The organism is Amycolatopsis sp. 195334CR, from assembly GCF_017309385.1.
In the GTDB taxonomy this organism is placed as follows: domain Bacteria; phylum Actinomycetota; class Actinomycetes; order Mycobacteriales; family Pseudonocardiaceae; genus Amycolatopsis.
On sequence record NZ_JAFJMJ010000001.1, the window covers coordinates 1,181,792 to 1,197,831 of the forward strand.

14 protein-coding genes are annotated in these 16,040 nt (G+C 70.3%); 8 read left to right on the forward strand and 6 right to left on the reverse strand.

All coding sequences use genetic code 11. The annotated features are described in order from the left end of the window. From JYK18_RS05790 to JYK18_RS05805, 4 genes are read right to left on the reverse strand one after another with little or no spacing between them, the layout of a single operon-like run. Nucleotides 1-1,692, reverse strand: coding sequence for a hydantoinase B/oxoprolinase family protein (locus tag JYK18_RS05790; RefSeq protein ID WP_206801117.1), 1,692 nt, complete (start codon nt 1,690-1,692; stop codon nt 1-3). After that, nucleotides 1,689-3,722: a hydantoinase/oxoprolinase family protein gene (locus JYK18_RS05795; RefSeq protein ID WP_206801118.1), complete on the reverse strand. Its 2,034-nt coding sequence runs from the start codon at nt 3,720-3,722 to the stop codon at nt 1,689-1,691. The genes JYK18_RS05790 and JYK18_RS05795 overlap by 4 nt, the downstream gene beginning before the upstream one ends. Continuing rightward, complete coding sequence (locus JYK18_RS05800) at nt 3,722-5,374, reverse strand: thiamine pyrophosphate-binding protein (protein ID WP_206801119.1); 1,653 nt, start codon at nt 5,372-5,374, stop codon at nt 3,722-3,724. Before JYK18_RS05800 ends, JYK18_RS05795 begins: the two co-directional genes overlap by 1 nt. Before the next feature lie 41 nt (nt 5,375-5,415). Continuing rightward, complete coding sequence (locus tag JYK18_RS05805) at nt 5,416-6,573, reverse strand: FAD-binding oxidoreductase (RefSeq protein WP_206801120.1); 1,158 nt, start codon at nt 6,571-6,573, stop codon at nt 5,416-5,418. Nucleotides 6,574-6,682: 109 nt separating this feature from the next. On the opposite strand from JYK18_RS05805, the gene JYK18_RS05810 reads away from it, so the two are divergent. The 6 genes from JYK18_RS05810 (at nt 6,683) to pqqB (ending at nt 11,250) form a co-directional block, all read left to right on the forward strand. After that, nucleotides 6,683-8,047 carry a wax ester/triacylglycerol synthase family O-acyltransferase gene (locus tag JYK18_RS05810; RefSeq protein WP_206801121.1) on the forward strand — a complete coding sequence of 455 codons (1,365 nt, stop codon included), beginning with the start codon at nt 6,683-6,685 and terminating at the stop codon, nt 8,045-8,047. 170 nt (nt 8,048-8,217) lie between these two features. Further along, complete coding sequence (gene pqqA / locus JYK18_RS05815; protein ID WP_113694224.1) at nt 8,218-8,313, forward strand: pyrroloquinoline quinone precursor peptide PqqA; 96 nt, start codon at nt 8,218-8,220, stop codon at nt 8,311-8,313. A 63-nt stretch (nt 8,314-8,376) separates the two neighbouring features. After that, nucleotides 8,377-9,069, forward strand: a complete 693-nt coding sequence (pqqC, locus tag JYK18_RS05820) for a pyrroloquinoline-quinone synthase PqqC (protein ID WP_206801122.1) — start codon at nt 8,377-8,379, stop codon at nt 9,067-9,069. After that, nucleotides 9,066-9,317 carry a pyrroloquinoline quinone biosynthesis peptide chaperone PqqD gene (gene pqqD / locus JYK18_RS05825; RefSeq protein ID WP_206801123.1) on the forward strand — a complete coding sequence of 84 codons (252 nt, stop codon included), beginning with the start codon at nt 9,066-9,068 and terminating at the stop codon, nt 9,315-9,317. The genes pqqC and pqqD overlap by 4 nt, the downstream gene beginning before the upstream one ends. Further along, nucleotides 9,308-10,399 carry a pyrroloquinoline quinone biosynthesis protein PqqE gene (gene pqqE / locus JYK18_RS05830; RefSeq protein WP_206801124.1) on the forward strand — a complete coding sequence of 364 codons (1,092 nt, stop codon included), beginning with the start codon at nt 9,308-9,310 and terminating at the stop codon, nt 10,397-10,399. Before pqqD ends, pqqE begins: the two co-directional genes overlap by 10 nt. After that, the gene (gene pqqB, locus JYK18_RS05835; RefSeq protein WP_206801125.1) at nt 10,396-11,250 is read left to right on the forward strand and encodes a pyrroloquinoline quinone biosynthesis protein PqqB; all 855 of its coding nucleotides are present in this window, start codon (nt 10,396-10,398) and stop codon (nt 11,248-11,250) included. Before pqqE ends, pqqB begins: the two co-directional genes overlap by 4 nt. Here the strand turns inward: pqqB and JYK18_RS05840 are convergent. Then, nucleotides 11,247-12,221 (reverse strand): aldo/keto reductase, encoded by a 975-nt coding sequence (locus JYK18_RS05840; protein ID WP_206801126.1) that lies wholly within the window; start codon nt 12,219-12,221, stop codon nt 11,247-11,249. The genes pqqB and JYK18_RS05840 overlap by 4 nt on opposite strands. Nucleotides 12,222-12,315: 94 nt before the next feature. Here JYK18_RS05840 and JYK18_RS05845 point away from each other — a divergent pair, with 94 nt between their 5' ends. Next, complete coding sequence (locus JYK18_RS05845) at nt 12,316-12,834, forward strand: helix-turn-helix domain-containing protein (protein WP_206801127.1); 519 nt, start codon at nt 12,316-12,318, stop codon at nt 12,832-12,834. Then, the gene (locus JYK18_RS05850) at nt 12,831-14,090 is read left to right on the forward strand and encodes an MFS transporter (protein WP_206801128.1); all 1,260 of its coding nucleotides are present in this window, start codon (nt 12,831-12,833) and stop codon (nt 14,088-14,090) included. The genes JYK18_RS05845 and JYK18_RS05850 overlap by 4 nt, the downstream gene beginning before the upstream one ends. A gap of 540 nt (nt 14,091-14,630) precedes the next feature. Here JYK18_RS05850 and JYK18_RS05855 read toward each other — a convergent pair. Next, a complete protein-coding gene (locus JYK18_RS05855; RefSeq protein WP_206801129.1) occupies nt 14,631-16,040 on the reverse strand; it encodes an amidase in 1,410 nt (469 codons plus the stop codon).

Here is a 16,040-nt window from a genome sequence, read left to right on the forward strand (position 1 = left end):
TCAGTCCCTCTCCACGATCTCGTAGTCGGCGGGCAGCCGGACCAGCGCGTCCGGCCTGCCGGTGTACCGGATTTCGACCCCGTAGACGTCACGGGCCGCCTCGATCGAGACGTACCCGTCGACCACGTCGGCCAGCACGCGTGCGGGGTCGCGTTCCCTCGGATCGCCGTAACCACCCGCGCCGGGAAGTACCACGTCCACCACGGCGTCCGGTTCCAGGTGGACCCGTCGTTTGCCGGGCAGCGCGGTGCCGTCGGCCAATCCGAACCGGCCGGGCTCGCCGTCCAGTCCGCCGTGCACGCCGATCGCCGGTGAGCTGGTGCGGTCGACGTTCCCGTTGACGCTCCAGGAAATGTCACCTCGTGCGGTCACCGTGGTCGACTGGCCGAGACCCCCGCGGTGCTTGCCGGCGCCACCGGAGTCGGTGCGCAGCACCCGCCGGGTCTGGACCAGTGGTGCCATGGTCTCGATCACCTCGGTCGGCGTGGCCCGCAGCCCACTGGGGAAGCCGGTGGTGTTCAGCCCGTCCTTGGTGGCCCTGGCCCCGATGCCACCGGTCTGGAAGACGTTCAGCATGAACTCGCGTCCGTCCTGATGGGACTGTCCACGCCAGATGGTCATCCAGAGCGCGTCCGCGCTGTGCGCCATCCGCCCGTCCAGCGCGCCGATCAGCAGCGACGGCAGGAAGTGCCCGATCAGGTGCCGGGAGGCGACCGGTGCGGGTGGCAGGCAGTTGAGCACCGACCCGGCGGGCGCGGTCACGTGCACCGGGCGGAACGACCCCGCGTTGTGCGGTACCCCGGGCGAAATCGCCGCCTTCACCGCGAAGGACGCGTACGCCCTGGTGTAGTTGAGCACCACGTTGATGCCGTGCTTGCTCTGCGGTGACGAACCGGCGAAGTCGATGTCGATGTCCTCGCCCCGCACGGTCAGCGCGACCTTCAGGCGCACCTCTTCCTCGCCGAAGCCGTCGGTGCGCAGCTCACTGCGGAAGGTGCCCTCTGGCAGCGCGGCGATGGCGTCGCGCAACGCCCGTTCCGAGCGGTTCATGATCTCCGCGGCGATCTCGTCGATCGAGTCCAGGCCGAACTCCTCGGCCAGGCGCACCAGGCTCGCCGCCCCGACGTCGTTGCCCGCGACCTGCGCGTACAGATCGCCGACGGTTTCCTCCGGCGTGCGCACGTTGGCGCGGATGATCGCCTCCAGCTCGGCGTTCACCTCACCGGCTTTCAGGAACTTCATGATCGGCAGCCGGATGCCCTCTTCGAACACCTCGTTGGCCTCGGCGGAAACCAGGCGGCCACCGATGTCCGGGGCGTGGCAGCACGAGGCGAACCAGGCGATCACGCGGCCGCGGTGGAAAACCGGGGTGGCCACGGTGATGTCGTTGATCTGACCCGCGGTCTGCCAGGGGTCGTTGGTCAGCAGGACGTCGCCCGGCTCCAGCTTCTCCGGTGGGAAGGCGGCGACGAAGTGGTGCATCCCGGTGGCCATCGCGTTGATGTGGCCGGGGGTGCCGCCGACGGACTGCCCGATCATCTCGCCCCGCGAGTCGAACACCGCGCACGCCAGGTCGAGCGATTCGCGGACCACCGACGAGAAGGCCGTGTTGACCAGGGCGTTCTGCTGTTCGGCGAGGATCGAGTGCAGCCGGTTGCCGACCACGCCGACCAGGATCGGGTCCACGCTCACGGGATCACCACCAGACTGGAGTCGGCTCGCACGGTGCAGCTCGCACCCGGCGGGATGACCAAAGTGGACTCGCGTTCCTCGATGATCGCCGGGCCGTCGATCCGGTCGTCCGCGCGCAACCGGTACCGGTCGTACACCGCGGTGTCGACAAAGCCACCCGGGAAGTAGGCCTGCCTGCTGCCCTTGCGTGCTTCGCCTTCCCCGGCTTCCACGCTCAGCCGCAGGTTCACCCGGGGCACCGGACCCGAGGAGACCACGCGCCAGTTGAGCACCTCGACACCGACGTCCGGCCCGGTCCGGCGGTACAGCTCGCGGTAGGCCTCAGTGAAGTCGTCGACGAGCGAGGTGGGCCAGTCCCCCTGGTTCACCGGCACCCGGATTTCGTAGCCCTGCCCCGCGTACCGCATTTCGGCGATCCGGCTGTGCGTCACCACGTCCACTCCGGACGCTTTCAGCAGCTCTTCGCCCTCGCGTTCCATCTCGGCGAACAACGCGTCCACCTCGGACCAGCTCAGCTCGTCGACCCCGGCGCGCGACGTCCGCACGAAGTCGAAAGCCAGCGGCGCGGTGAGGAAACCGACCGCGCTCATCACGCCCGCGGCCGGTGGTGCGACCACCTGCCGGGCACCCAGCGCCCGCGCCACACCGACGCCGTGCACCGGACCGGCGCCGCCGAAGGTGAACATCGGCAGCCGCGCGGGATCCTTGCCGCGTTCCACCGCGTGCACCCGTGCCGCGTTGGCCATGTCCTCGTTGACGTGCGCGTGGATGCCGTACGCCGCTTCGGCCAGCCCGACGCCCAGCGGTTCGGCGATCCGGCGCTGGATCACCTCGCGCGCGGCATCGAGGTCCAGCGTCATTTCCCCGCCGAGGAAGTAACCGGGGTCGAGATAACCGAGCACCAGGTCCGCGTCAGTGACCGTGGGATCGGTGCCACCGCGGCCGTAACACACGGGCCCCGGCTCGGAGCCCGCCGAATCCGGGCCCACGGTGAGCAGGCCGAGCGCGTCGATGCGGGCGATCGAACCACCACCGACGCCGATCTCGATCATGTCGGTCACCGGCACCTTCACCGGCAGTCCCGAACCGGGCAGCAGCCGGTACACCCTGTCCACTTCGAACTCGTGCGTGACCAGCGGCGCGCCGTCGGAGATCATGCACAACTTCGCCGTGGTACCGCCCATGTCGAAGGCCAGCAGATCGGTCTCCCCCGCCGCCGCGCCGAACGCCGAGGCGGCCAGCGCCCCACCGGCCGGGCCGGATTCGAGGATGCGGATGGGATACCGGGCGGCGGTGTCCACTGTGGCTATTCCACCGTTGGACAGCATGATGTGCGGTGCCGGTCCGATGCCCGCCCGGTGCACCCGCTGCTCCAGGTCACGCAGGTAGCGTTCGGTCAGGTCCTGCACGTACACGTTCGCCGCGGTGGTCGAGGCCCGTTCGAACTCGCGGATCTCCGGCACCACCTCCGACGACAACGCCACGCGCAGCCCCGGCGCCACCTCGGCCAGCACGGACCGCACGCGGCGTTCGTGCTCGGGATTGGTGAAGGAGTGCAGGAAGCAGACGGCCACCGCCTCGATGCCGCGCTCGGCCAGCTCGGTGCCGAGCCGGGCGACGTACTCCTCGTCGAGCGGGGTCTGCACGCTGCCGTCAGCCAGGATGCGCTCCGGCACATCGAATCGGAGGTGCCGAGGCACCAGCGGTTCCGGCAGTTCGATCTGGAGGTCGTACAGCTCGTAGCGGTGTTCGCGGCGCATCTCCAGCACGTCGCGGAACCCGGCGGTGGCCAGCAGGGCCAGCTTCGAGCCCTTGCGCTCGATCAGCGCGTTGGTGACCAGCGTGGTGCCGTGCACCAGTTTGTCCACTTGGGACGGATCGGGGATGGCGCCGCGCAGCAGTTCGCCGACCGCGCGAGCGGGTTCGTCGTGGGTGGTCAGCGCCTTGCCGATGGCCACCACCCCGGAATCGTCGAGCACGCACAGATCGGTGAACGTGCCACCGATGTCGACGCCAACGCGCAGCGTCATCACCGCTCCTTCCGGTACCAGCGGGGCGAGGTGTTCAGCGGCGGGCGCATGGCGGCCTCGACCACCAGCACGTTCGGCTCATCGGCCTGGATGAACGCGCCCAGCTTCCGCCGGAAGGCGCGGCCGAAACCCTTGACCCGTTCGGACCGCACGCCGAACGACTTGGCCATCGCGACGAAGTCGGGGCCGACCAGGTCGACCCCGCGGTGCGGCAGGCCGCTGTGCTCCTGGTCGAACCGGAGCATGCCGTACCCGCCGTCCTCCACCACGACCACGGTGACCGGCAGGTTCTCCTGCACGGCGGTGGCCAGATCCCCGACGCCGTAGAGGAATCCGCCGTCGCCGGTGACGCAGACCGCGCGCCCGGCACCGGCCGCGGCGCTGCCGAGCGAGGCGGGGAAGCCGAAGCCGAGCGTGCCCCAGCCCATCGGGTAGGCGAGCGTGCGCGGCGCCGGGATGCGGTGGAAGCCGCCGATCCAGTAGCCGGCGATGCACATGTCCGCCACCAGGATCGCGTCCTCGGGCAGCACTTCCTCCAGCGTGCCCAGGAAGTCGGCGGCCTGCGGCTCGTCCTCGCGGATGCGGCGGCGCACGGCCGCGCTCATCCGGCGCAGGCGGGCGGTGAGCTTCTCCAGCCCCTCCTTGTGCGGGAGTTCGCCGAGCAGCGCGGTGACCACGGTGCGGGCGTCACCGACCAGGTTCAGGTCCGGCGGGTAGTTCTTCGCCGCGTCCGCCGCGTCGACGTTCACCGTGACCAGCGTCGGCGGCTGCGGCATCAGCCAGTTCTGCGTCATCAGCCCGTCGAAGTCGGTGCCGACGCCGAGCACCAGGTCGGCCTCGTCCCAGAGCGCGCCGACCTCCGGCGTGTGCACCGAGTTCGGGGCCAGGCAAGGGTGTTCGGGCGGGAGCAGGCCGCGCGCGGCGAAGGTGGTGAGCACCGGGGCGGCCAGCTTCTCGGCCAGTTCGCCGATGACCGCGCCCGCCCCGGCCCGCAGCGCACCGCCACCGGCCCAGATCAGCGGGCGCTCGGCGCGCTCGAACAACTCCCGCGCGCGCCCGAGGTCGAGCGGTTCGGGTACCGGCGTGTGCTCGGCCGGGTCGCGGGCGCGCTTGGCCGTGGCGGACAGGAAGTCGGTGGGAATGCCCAGGTAGACCGGGCCGCTCTGCGGTCGCAGCGCCAGCCGCGCCGCCGTGTGCGCGGCCCCGGCGATCTCCTCCGGCCCGTTGACGGTGTACTGCCCCTTGGTCAGCGGCGCGAACAACGCGGCCTGGTCGCTGGTCTCGTGCAGCACCCCGCGCACCGTGCCGGGCCGCCGGAGCGCGGACGAGATGTCGGTGGCGATGACCAGCACCGGGGAGCCGGAGGCCTGCGCCTCGCCGACCGCGGCGAGCGTGTTCGCCGCCCCCGGTCCGGTGGTCACGATCGCGACGCCGAGCTTGCCGGTCGCCCGGGCGTACCCGTCGGCGGCGTACGCGGCGGTCTGCTCGTGGCGGACGCCGAGCAGCTGGATCCCGGTGTCCGCGAGGGCTTCCCAGATCGGCAGGTTGTGCACCCCCGGCAAGCCGAAGGCCACCTCCACGCCGAGTTCACCCAGTGCGTCGGCGAGCTGGTCGGCCCCGGACTTCGGCTTGGCATGGCTGACTACCGGCACCGGCACAGCCTACGAGATCGTTCAACGATTGAACACCCCGGTCAGACGATGTTGTGCTCCGCCTTGGTGGTGGTGCCGTTCGCGAACCGGCGCACGTCCAACTCGGAGACGTCGATCTCCGGCTCCCGGCCCAGGTAGAGGTCCCGCATCACCGCGCCCACCGCCGGTCCCATCTGGAAGCCGTGCCCGGAAAACCCGGTGGCGTAGAGGAACCGCGCCACCCCGGCCGCCTCGCCGACCACCTGGTTCCGGTCCGGCGTCATCTCGTACAACCCCGCCCACGCCGTGCGGATGCCCGCGTCGAGCACCGACGGCGCCCGCCGCGCGGCGGCCTCGGCCAGTGCGGGCAGCCACTCCCCCGGCTCGTACCGCGAGTCGAACCCCACGTCGCCCGGCCCGCCCGGTAGGGAGATCGCCAGTCCGTCGCCCTCGGGGTGGAAGTAGAAGGCCGACGGCATTTCCACGGTCAGCGGTACCGATTCGCGCCGTCCCGGGATAGGGCCGGTGAACACCACCTGCCGCCGTTCCGGGGTGACCGGCAGCGGACACCCGGCCAGTTCCCCGATCCGCGCCGACCAGGCCCCGGCCGCGCACAGCACCACCTCGGTCCGGACCACTCCGACGGAGGTCCGGACCGCGCGGATCTGCTCACCGTCGCGGTCGATGCCCGTCACTTCGACGCCGGTGCACAGGGTCGCGCCCAGGCCCCGGGCCGCCCGCGCGTACCCCTGCACGACCGCGTCCGGGGTGGCGCGCCCGTCGTCGGGCGACCAGACCGCGGCGTGCACCCCATCGATCGAGATCAGCGGGTTGTGCTGCCGGGCTTCGACTGGTTCGACCACCCGGCTCGGCACACCGAGCGAGTTCTGCAGTGCCACCCCGTGCTCGAACCGCGGCAAGTCGGCCGGGTCGGTGATCAGGTACAGGTAACCGTCGCGGCGGAAGTCGATCTCCTGCCCGAACCGCGCCGGGAACCGCTCGAACTCGGCGAGCCCGCGCAGCCCCAGTTCGATGTTGACCCGGCTGGTGAACGACGAGCGCACCCCGCCCGCCGCCTTCGCCGTCGAACCGGCGCCCAGCGCGCCCCGCTCCAGCAACAGCACGTCCACCCCGGCCTCGGCCAGGTGGAACGCGCAGCTCACGCCGATCACGCCACCACCGACGATGACCACGCCGGCCTGATCGGGCAGGTTCGCCATGACCACAGGGTAATTGGCGCTTCAAGGGCTTTCCTCAGTCCGAACCGTGCGTAGACTCAGCCCTCCGGTGGAACCCAGGATCACCGCTGCTCGACGAAGGGGGCCGGAAATGCCGTTGATGCCCGTTACCGACTCGATGTTCCTGATGGTGGAGTCCCGCGAGCATCCGATGCACGTCGGCGGCCTCCAACTGTTCCGCAAGCCCGCGGACGCCGGCCCGGACTACCTCACCGAAATCCGCCGCAGGCTGCTCGACCGGTCCGAGGTCCGCCGTGCCTTCCGCCGCCGCCCCGCCCGCCCGGTGAACACCATGGGCTACGCCGCCTGGGCCGAGGACGTCGAACTCGAACTGGACTACCACTTCCGGCATTCCGCGCTGCCCCAGCCGGGCCGCATCCGCGAGCTGCTCGAGCTGACCGGCCGCTGGCACAGCACGCTGCTCGACCGGCACCGTCCACTGTGGGAGGCCCACCTGGTGGAGGGCCTGCAGGACGACCGGTTCGCGATGTACAGCAAGGTGCACCATGCATTGATGGACGGCGTGTCCGCACTTCGCACGATGCAGGCGACGCTGAGCGACAGCCCGGACGAGCGCGATTCGCCGCCGCCGTGGAGCGGGCCGAAGGTCAAGGGCGGGCGCACCCGCCGCGACCCGGTCTCGCTGGTCACCGGCGCGCGGAAGTCGCTCGGCCAGCTGGCGAAGCTGCCGCAGGCCGCGGTGAAGGTGGCCGGGGAGGCCTTCCGCGAGCACAGCCTGACCCTGCCCACCCAGGCCCCGAAGACCATGCTCAACGTGCCGATCGGCGGTGCCAGGCGGTTCGCCGCGCAGTCCTGGTCGCTCGACCGCGTGCGCCGGGTGGCCACCGCGGCCGGGGTCTCGCGCAACGACGTGGTGCTGGCGATGTGCTCCGGCGCCCTGCGCGACTACCTGATCGAGCAGCGGGCGCTGCCGGACACCGCGATGGTCGCGATGGTGCCGGTGTCCATGCGCAAGCGCGGCGAAACCGGCGAGGCCGGGGGCAACGCGGTCGGCGCGCTGCTGTGCAACCTGGCCACCGACCGCGGCGACCCGGCCGAGCGGCTCAAGCTGATCCACCAGTCCATGCGGGACGGCAAGCGGATCTTCTCCGACCTCACCCCGTTGCAGGCGCTGATCCTGTCCGGCATCAACGTGGCCCCGCTGGGCGCGTCCAGCATCCCCGGCTTCGTCAACAACACGCGCCCGCCGTTCAACCTGGTCATCTCGAACGTGCCGGGGCCGCGCCGGACGATGTACTGGAACGGTGCGCAGCTCGACGGGGTCTACCCGGCCTCGGTGCTGCTCGACGGGCAGGCCCTGAACATCACCCTGACCAGCAACGGCGACAACCTGGACTTCGGCATCACCGGCTGCCGCCGCAGCGTGCCGCACCTGCAGCGCATCCTGACCCACCTGGACACCGCGCTGGCCGAACTGGAGAGCGCCGTCGCCTGAGTCATCCGATCATTCTGTTCTCACCCTGGGTGACACCAGCGGGGCTTTACTACTCCATCAGCGGGACGATGGCTTGGGGCAAGTCAGAAATTAGCCGACTTCCCTAGATTTCGGTCGGGCGGCGCTTCTAGGGTCGTCTTGCCCGGTCGTCAGTGATCCGAGGAGTCAGCATGATCGAAACCGCTACCGAGGTCTGGACCACTCCGGACTTCGTCGAGTACGAGACCCCGATGGAAGTCACGGCCTACGCGGCCCGGATGGAATAACACGGGCGGGCGGGGGCCCGCGCGGTCCCCGCTCCTCGTCCCCGACGACCAGGAGGGTCCGCCATGAGCGCGCCGCTGGGCCACGACGAGTTCGCCGCCGCCCTGCGTGGACTGTCCCACCGCTACTGGGGCACGCACCCGTTCCACCACCGGATGCACGCCGGTGAACTGTCCGAACGCGAACTGCGGGTCTGGGCCGCGAACCGCTGGTACTACCAGCGCATGATCCCGCAGAAGGACGCCGCGATCATCAGCAACTGCCCGTTGCCCGAGGTGCGGCGGCAGTGGCTCCCCCGGCTCGTCTACCACGACGGAGCCGCGCCGGGTGAGGGCGGGATCGAGCGCTGGCTGCGGTTGTGCGAGGCGGTCGGCCTCAGCCGCGAGGAGGTCCTCGACGAGCGGCACGTCGCGCCGGGGGTCCGGTTCGCGGTGGACGCCTATGTCACCTTCGCCAGGACAAGGCCGTGGGTCGAAGCCGTCGCCTCGGGGCTCACCGAGATGTTCTCCGGTCATCTGATGAAACGCCGCGTGGCCGACATGCTGGCGAACTACGACTGGATCAACCGCACCGACCTGGCCTACTTCACCAACCGCATCGACGCCGTCTCCGGGGAGGGACAGGCCACTGTGGACCTCGTGCTGCGGCACTGCGTGACACGGGAGCAGCAGGACGCCGCGATCGCCGCGCTCTCCTTCAAGTGCGACGTGCTGTGGTCCCTTTTGGACGCCATCGAGCGCGCGGCGGCGAAGGAATGATCCCCCGGCTGCGCCGCGGTGTCCGGCTGACCTACGACAAGGTCCGCGAAACGCACGTGCTGTTGTACCCGGAAGGTGTGCTGGTGCCGAACAAAACCGCCGCCGCCGTGCTCGAGCTGTGCGACGGCGAGACCAGCGTCGCCGACATCACCGCGGCGCTGGGCAAGCAGTACCGCGGGGTGCGGGAGGCGGACGTCAACGGCGTGCTGTCCCGGCTGGCGGAACGGCGGGTCGTCGAATGGACGTGAAACCCGCCGAGCCACCGCTGGGCATGCTGGCCGAGCTGACCCACCGCTGCCCGTTGCACTGCTCGTACTGCTCGAACCCGATCGAGCTGATCACCAGGGACGGTGAACTCGGCACCGACCAGTGGCTTTCCGTGCTGTCGCAGGCGCGCGAACTCGGTGTGCTGCAGGTGCACATGTCCGGCGGCGAGCCGCTGGCCAGGCCGGATCTGCCGGAACTGGTCTCGCACGCCAGTGACCTCGGCTGCTACGTGAACCTGGTGACCAGCGGCCTCGGCCTCACGGCCAAGCGGCTCGACGACCTGGCCGACCGCGGGCTCGCGCACATCCAGCTGTCCGTGCAGGGCGCGGACGCCGAGCGCGCGGACCGGCTGGCCGGCACCAGGGCGCACGAGCACAAGATCGCCGCGGCCGCGCTGATCAACGAATCCGGGCTGCCGCTGAGCGTGAACGTGGTGCTGCACAAGCAGAACCACGACCAGCTCGCCGGAATCATCGCGCTCGCCGAGCGCATGGGCGCCGACCGGCTCGAACTGGCGAACACGCAGTACTACGGCTGGGCGCTGAAGAACCGCACGGCGTTGATGCCGACCAGGGCGCAGCTGGCCGCCGCCGAGCCGATCGTGCGTGCCGCCACCGAACGCCTGCGCGGCACGATGGAGATCATCTACGTGGTCGCCGACTACTACGAGCCCTATCCGAAGCCGTGCATGTACGGCTGGGGTGCGCGGCAGCTGACCGTGGCCCCGAACGGTGACGTGCTGCCGTGCCCGGCGGCGACCGCGATCAGCACGCTCGACCTGGACAACGTGACCCGGAAGTCCCTGCACGACATCTGGTACGGCTCGACCTCGTTCAACGCCTACCGCGGTGAGGACTGGATGAGCGAGACCTGCCGTTCCTGCGACCGGCGCGGCACCGACCACGGCGGCTGCCGCTGCCAGGCGTTCCTGCTGACCGGGGACGCGGCGGCCACCGATCCGGTCTGCTCGCGTTCGCCGGATCGTGAGATCGTCGACCTCATCCTGAGCGCGCCACCACCCGCGGTGGAACCGGAGCTGGTCCTGCGGCGGGTGGCGCGATGAAGGTACTGCTGCTCGGGACGGCCGCCGGAGGTGGTTTCCCGCAATGGAACTGCGCCTGCGCACTGTGCACTTCGGACGCTCCACACCGGACTCAGGACTGCGTGGCGGTCAGCGCGGACGGCCGCGGCTGGTACCTGCTCAACGCCTCACCGGACATCCGCGCGCAGATCCTGGCGTCTCCGGTGCTGCGCGCCGGTCCGGGTCCGCGCGAAACGCCGTTGCGCGGCGCGCTGGTCACCGATGCCGAACTGGACCACACGCTCGGCCTGGTCATGTTGCGGGAGGCGCCCGCTTTTGGTGTGTGGGGACCGGATGCCGCCCTGCACGCGATGCGGGACGCACTGCCGGTCGGCCAGTACGGGGACTGGACCTTCACCGCGGTGGAGCCGGAGATCGGCGGTCTTCGCGTGCGCGTCCTGCCGGTCAGCGACAAGAAGCCGAAGTACGCCCGCGACTCCACTTCGGACGGTCCTTGGGTGGTCGCCTACCGGATCGAGGACCCGGCGACCGGCGGCGTGTTCGTCTACGCGCCCTGCCTGGCGACCTGGCCGTCCGGCTTCGACGAGTTCACCGAGGGCGCGGATTACGTGTTGCTGGACGGCACCTTCTACAGCGCCGACGAGATGTCCGGGGCGACGCGCGCCATCGGTTCCCAAGCACAGCGCGCCATGGGGCACGTCCCGATCTCCGGCGCGGACGGCAGCCTCGCCCGGCTGCGCCCGGGGCCGCGGTGGGCCTACACCCACCTCAACAACACGAACCCGGTGCTCGACCCGGATTCCGCCGAGCACAAGGAGGTGCTGGCCGCCGGCGCCGAAGTCCCCCTGGATGGCACCATGTTGGACCTCTAGGCGACACCCTCCGGATTTGCACCCCCGACCTGGATGGCGTCGGCGGTGCGGCGTTCGATCTCGGCCAGGTCCTCGGCGGTCAGGTCGACGTCGGCGGCGGCCAGGCTCTCGGAGATGTTCTTCGGCTTCCGCGCGCCGACGATCGCCACGTGCACGCCGGGTTGTGCGAGCACCCAGGCGATCGCCAGCTGGCTGACCGAAAGGTCCTTGGTGGCGGCGAACTCCTTGAGCCGGTCCACCACTTCCAGGTTGCGCCGCAGGCTTTCGCCGCGGAACGCGGACGACTGCGAGCGCCAGTCGTCGCTGTCGAAGGTGCTGTCGGGCGTGAGCGCTCCGGTGAGCAGGCCGCTGCCCAGCGCGCTGTAGGCGAGCACGCCGATGTTGTGCTCCCGCGCGTAGGGCATCGGGTCCTGCTCGATCGCCCGGCGAAACAGGTGGTACGGCGGCTGGAGCGTCTCCACCGGCCGCGTGGCGTCGAAGGCGGCCAGTTGGCGGGTGTCGTAATTGGACACTCCGGCGTGGCGGATCTTCCCCTCGTCCACGAGTTCCTGCAGTGCGCTCGCGGTCTCCTCGGCGGGGGTGTCCTTATCTGGCCAGTGCACCTGGTAGAGGTCGATGTGGTCGAGACCGAGGTGGCGCAGGCTCTCCTCGACCCCGCTGCGCAGCGACTTGCGCCCGGCGTCGCGCGAGCGCTCCTCGCCGGGGTAGATGCCACCCTTGGTGGCGATCACCAGGCTGTCGCGGTCACGCTTCAGCTCGTCGCGCAACGCCTTGCCCAGCAACGCCTCCGACTTGCCGAAGCCGTAACCCTGTGCGGTGTCGAAGAAGTTGACGCCCAGCTCGCGCGCGTGCCGGATGGCCTCGGCCGCGGTGTCCTCGTCGAAGGCGCCCCAGTCCCCACCGAGCTGCCAGGTCCCGAAGGCGATCCGGGAGACCTCCAGCCCGCTCCTGCCCAAAGTCGTCGTACGCATGCGACCAGCGAAACACAGGGGCGCGCGGGGCGCAGGACGCAACCCCCAAAGAACTGTTTGACAGCTCTTTGGGGGTTGCCCGATACTCGGGTCCATGCCGGAGAAGACCTCGCTGGTCGAGTTGCGCGTGCTCGCCCACCCGTTGCGGCTGCGCATCCTGTCGCTGCTCACCGGGGCCGCGATGAGCGCCGCCGAAGCCGCCCGTGAGCTGCGGGAAACGCAGGCGAACGTGAGCTACCACCTGCGGCGGCTGCACGAGGCCGGGCTGCTCGACGTCGTCGAGGAGGTCCGCATCCACGGCGGGCTGGCGAAGCGCTACCGGCACATCCCGCGGGACACCCCGCGCTGGGACCACGACGATCACGAGGGCGAGCAGTTGTTCGCTTCCGCGCTGGCCGGCGAACTGCGCCGTCGCACCACGCACCGCCTGCCGACCGGGCGTTCGGCCGTCACCGACGCCGAAGTCTGGCTCGACCCGGCCGACTGGGAGCGGGCGGTGCAACTGGCGAACGACCTCGGCGACCTGCTGCACAGCGCCGCCCTGCCGCCGCGCGCGGATGACGCTCGGCGGGTGAGCGCCACCATCGCGTTGTTCGAGATGGAGCGGTCATGAGCCTGCGGGAACCGTTGCAGCATCGCAGTTTCCGCTGGTTGCTAGCGGGGCGCACGGGGGCCGAACTGGCCAACGCGATCGCGCCGGTGGCGCTGGCGTTCGCGGTGCTCGACCTGACCGGTTCGGTGGTCGACCTCGGCCTGGTGGTCGGGGTGCGGTCGCTGGCGAACGTGATCCTGTTGCTGTTCGGCGGGGTGCTGGCGGACCGGTTGCCGCGCGCGTTGATCCTGCAGGGCACGGGCTTGGCCGCGGCGGTCACCCAGGGCCTGATCGCGGCGAGCGTGATCGGGGGCTTCGCGTCGATCCCGTTGTTGCTGGGGTTGAGCGCTTTGAACGGCGCGGTGAGCGCGATGTCGTTGCCCGCGGCGGCTTCGCTCACTCCGCAGACGGTGCCGGTCGCGTTGCTCACCCCGGCGAACGCACTGGCGCGCATGGGCGCGAACACCGGGCGCATCCTGGGCGCGGCTCTGGGCGGGATGCTCGCCGCCGGGATCGGCGCGGGCTGGGCGATCGCGGTGGACGCGGGGATCTTCCTGCTCTCGGCCGCGGGCTACCGGGGCGTGCGGATCGCGGCGCGGGTGCGTTCCTCGCCGTCGCACCCGCTGAAGGACCTGGTCGAGGGGTGGCGGGAGTTCACCGCGCGGTCGTGGGTGTGGATCGTGGTGGCGCAGTTCACCGTGGTGAACGCGGTGATCATGGGGAGCCACGCGGTGATCGGGCCGAAGGTGGCCGACGACACGGTGGGCCGGGCGGCGTGGGGCTTCATCCTGGCGGCGGAGACGCTGGGGGCTTTTGTCGGCGGGGTGCTGGCCGCGCGGTGGCAGCCGCGGCGGGCCCTGTTTATTGGGGTGGGGATGATCGCGGTGGAAGCGGTGCCTCTGGTGACGCTGGCTTCGGCGCCCTCGTTGATCCCGCTGCTGGCGACGATGTTCCTGGCGGGGGTTGCCATTGAGCAGTTCGTGGTGGCCTGGGATGTGTCGCTGCAGGAGAACATCCCCGAAGGCAAACTGGCGCGGGTTTACTCGTACGACATGCTGGGCTCCTTCATCGCCATGCCCATCGGTGAAATCGCGGCGGGCCCACTCGCCGACCGCTTCGGCGCGGAGGCGACATTGCATGCCGGAGCACTGCTCGTTCTCGTGAGCACCGCTCTCGCTTTGTGCAGCCGCCAGATTCGCTCTCTCACCCGCCGCTCTTTAAAGCCGGGCGATGTCACCGGCCCCCTCCCACCTACGGACCACACGCACACCCCTTGACCTGGCGCCCACCCGATGGACGAGGCACCCGCCCCCTTTGCCCGGGCACCGAGTCGGCGGTCGAGGCACGCGCCCCCCTCGATCGAGACGCCGAACCCCTTGGACGAAGCACTCGCCCCTTTGTTCAAGACACCGCGCCAGCGGACGAGGCACCCCACCCTCGATCGCGACTGCCGGACCGGTGGCCGCCCCCTTCGACCGCGGCAGCCGGGTCGGTGGTCGCCGCGACTCCCCCTCTCCCCTCGGACTGGGTGATCATTTCGAGAGCAGTGCTCTCGTTTGTGATCAAGGGTCTCGTTTCAGAGCGGTCGGCACACCGGGCAGCCGCCCGGCGAAGACAGGTCCGGCGAGAGCAGGTCCGGAGAGGACGGGCCCAGCGTCACGAATGCAACTTAAGAAGCACCGCGTCTCGAAAGCCACGTTCGTGACACCCCTGGAGAGCACGAAGCGAGAGCGGTGCTCACCAAAGCGAGCATCGCTCTCGCAACCCGAGCAACCCCGCAACCCGCAACCCTGCAACCCCCAGCAGCCCGCCCTAGCTCACCGCAGCGGAGCGGCGGCTCGATCCGTAGCCCAGGGCTTGACCTCTTCCACCAGCTTCGCCACCGCCAGCACCAAGTCATCCGAGTGCCGCGGCCCCACGATCTGCAACCCCACCGGCAACCCCGCGGCCGTGAACCCGATCGGCACGCTGATAGCCGGCTGCTGAGTCAAGTTGAACGGATAAGTGAACCGCGTCCACTCCGGCCAAGTCCGGTAAGCGCTCCCCGGCGGCACATCGTGCCCAGCCTCGAAGGGCGAGATCGGCATCATCGGCGTGATCAGCACATCGTGCCGCAGGTGGAACTCACCCATGTGAATCCCCAACGCCGCCCGTACCGCGCTCGCCTCCAGGTAGTCGCTCGCCGAGAAGGTGTGCCCGTGCTCCCAGACCCGCCGCAGCCCCTGGTCGATCAGCTCCTCCGAACCCGCCGGGAACGTGTCGAGCCACTTCGCCGCCCCCGTCGACCACAGCACATCGAAGGCATCCAACGGATCCGCGAACCCCGGGTCCGTCTCCTCGACCCGCAACCCCGCCTCGTTCAGCGCCGCCACCACCGACAGCGTGATCCGCGCGATCTCCGGATCCACGTCCACGTAACCCAGATTCGCCGAGTACGCCGCATTCACCCCGCGCACGTCCCGCCGCACGGCCTCCCGGTACGAACTCGCCGGCGGCGCCAGAGCCGAAGGATCACGGTGATCCGGCAGCGCGAGCACATCCAGCAACAACGCCACGTCGTCCACCGAACGCGCCATCGGACCCGCGTGCCCCAACGGCCCGAACGGACTCGCCGGGAACAACGGGATCCGCCCGTGCGTCGGCTTGAACCCGACGATTCCGCAGAACGAAGCCGGAATCCGCACCGACCCGCCACCATCGGTACCGACCGACAGCTCCCCCATGCCCGCCGCCACGGCCGCCGCGCTGCCACCGCTGGACCCACCCGCGGTCAGCGCGGGGTTCCACGGGTTGCGCGTGATGCCGTTCAACGTGTTGTCCGTGACGGCCTTCCAGCCCAGCTCCGGCGTGGTCGTCTTGCCGAGCAGCACCAGCCCGTGCTCACGCAGCCGCGCGGTGACCGGGCTGTCCACCTCCCACGGACCGGCCGGGTCGATGCACCGCGAACCCCGCTGCGTCGGCCAGCCCTGGCTGAGGAACATGTCCTTGATCGACGTCGGCACCCCGTCCAGCCAGCCGATCGGATGGCCCTCGCGCCACCGCTGCTCGGCCAGCTTCGCCTGCTCCAGCGCGGAGTCGGCGTCGACGAGGCAGTAGGCGTTGAGCTCGCCGTCCCGCTCGGCGATCGCGTCGAGTGAAGCTTGCGTCGCCTCCACCGGCGACAGCTCCCCGGACCCGTAGGCCGCGACGAGCTCACTGGCCGTCAGCAGGGTCCCCGACTCGTTCAT

What these genes read in the sequence shown, in the direction of transcription:
- JYK18_RS05795 (WP_206801118.1), bottom strand. Translation starts at nt 3,722, where the DNA reads ATGACGCTGCGCGTTGGCGTCGACATCGGTGGCACGTTCACCGATCTG.
- JYK18_RS05805 (WP_206801120.1), bottom strand. Translation starts at nt 6,573, where the DNA reads ATGGCGAACCTGCCCGATCAGGCCGGCGTGGTCATCGTCGGTGGTGGC.
- JYK18_RS05810 (WP_206801121.1), top strand. Translation starts at nt 6,683, where the DNA reads ATGCCGTTGATGCCCGTTACCGACTCGATGTTCCTGATGGTGGAGTCC.
- pqqA (WP_113694224.1), top strand. Translation starts at nt 8,218, where the DNA reads ATGATCGAAACCGCTACCGAGGTCTGGACCACTCCGGACTTCGTCGAG.
- pqqC (WP_206801122.1), top strand. Translation starts at nt 8,377, where the DNA reads ATGAGCGCGCCGCTGGGCCACGACGAGTTCGCCGCCGCCCTGCGTGGA.
- pqqD (WP_206801123.1), top strand. Translation starts at nt 9,066, where the DNA reads ATGATCCCCCGGCTGCGCCGCGGTGTCCGGCTGACCTACGACAAGGTC.
- pqqE (WP_206801124.1), top strand. Translation starts at nt 9,308, where the DNA reads ATGGACGTGAAACCCGCCGAGCCACCGCTGGGCATGCTGGCCGAGCTG.
- pqqB (WP_206801125.1), top strand. Translation starts at nt 10,396, where the DNA reads ATGAAGGTACTGCTGCTCGGGACGGCCGCCGGAGGTGGTTTCCCGCAA.
- JYK18_RS05840 (WP_206801126.1), bottom strand. Translation starts at nt 12,221, where the DNA reads ATGCGTACGACGACTTTGGGCAGGAGCGGGCTGGAGGTCTCCCGGATC.
- JYK18_RS05845 (WP_206801127.1), top strand. Translation starts at nt 12,316, where the DNA reads ATGCCGGAGAAGACCTCGCTGGTCGAGTTGCGCGTGCTCGCCCACCCG.
- JYK18_RS05850 (WP_206801128.1), top strand. Translation starts at nt 12,831, where the DNA reads ATGAGCCTGCGGGAACCGTTGCAGCATCGCAGTTTCCGCTGGTTGCTA.
- JYK18_RS05855 (WP_206801129.1), bottom strand. Translation starts at nt 16,040, where the DNA reads ATGAACGAGTCGGGGACCCTGCTGACGGCCAGTGAGCTCGTCGCGGCC.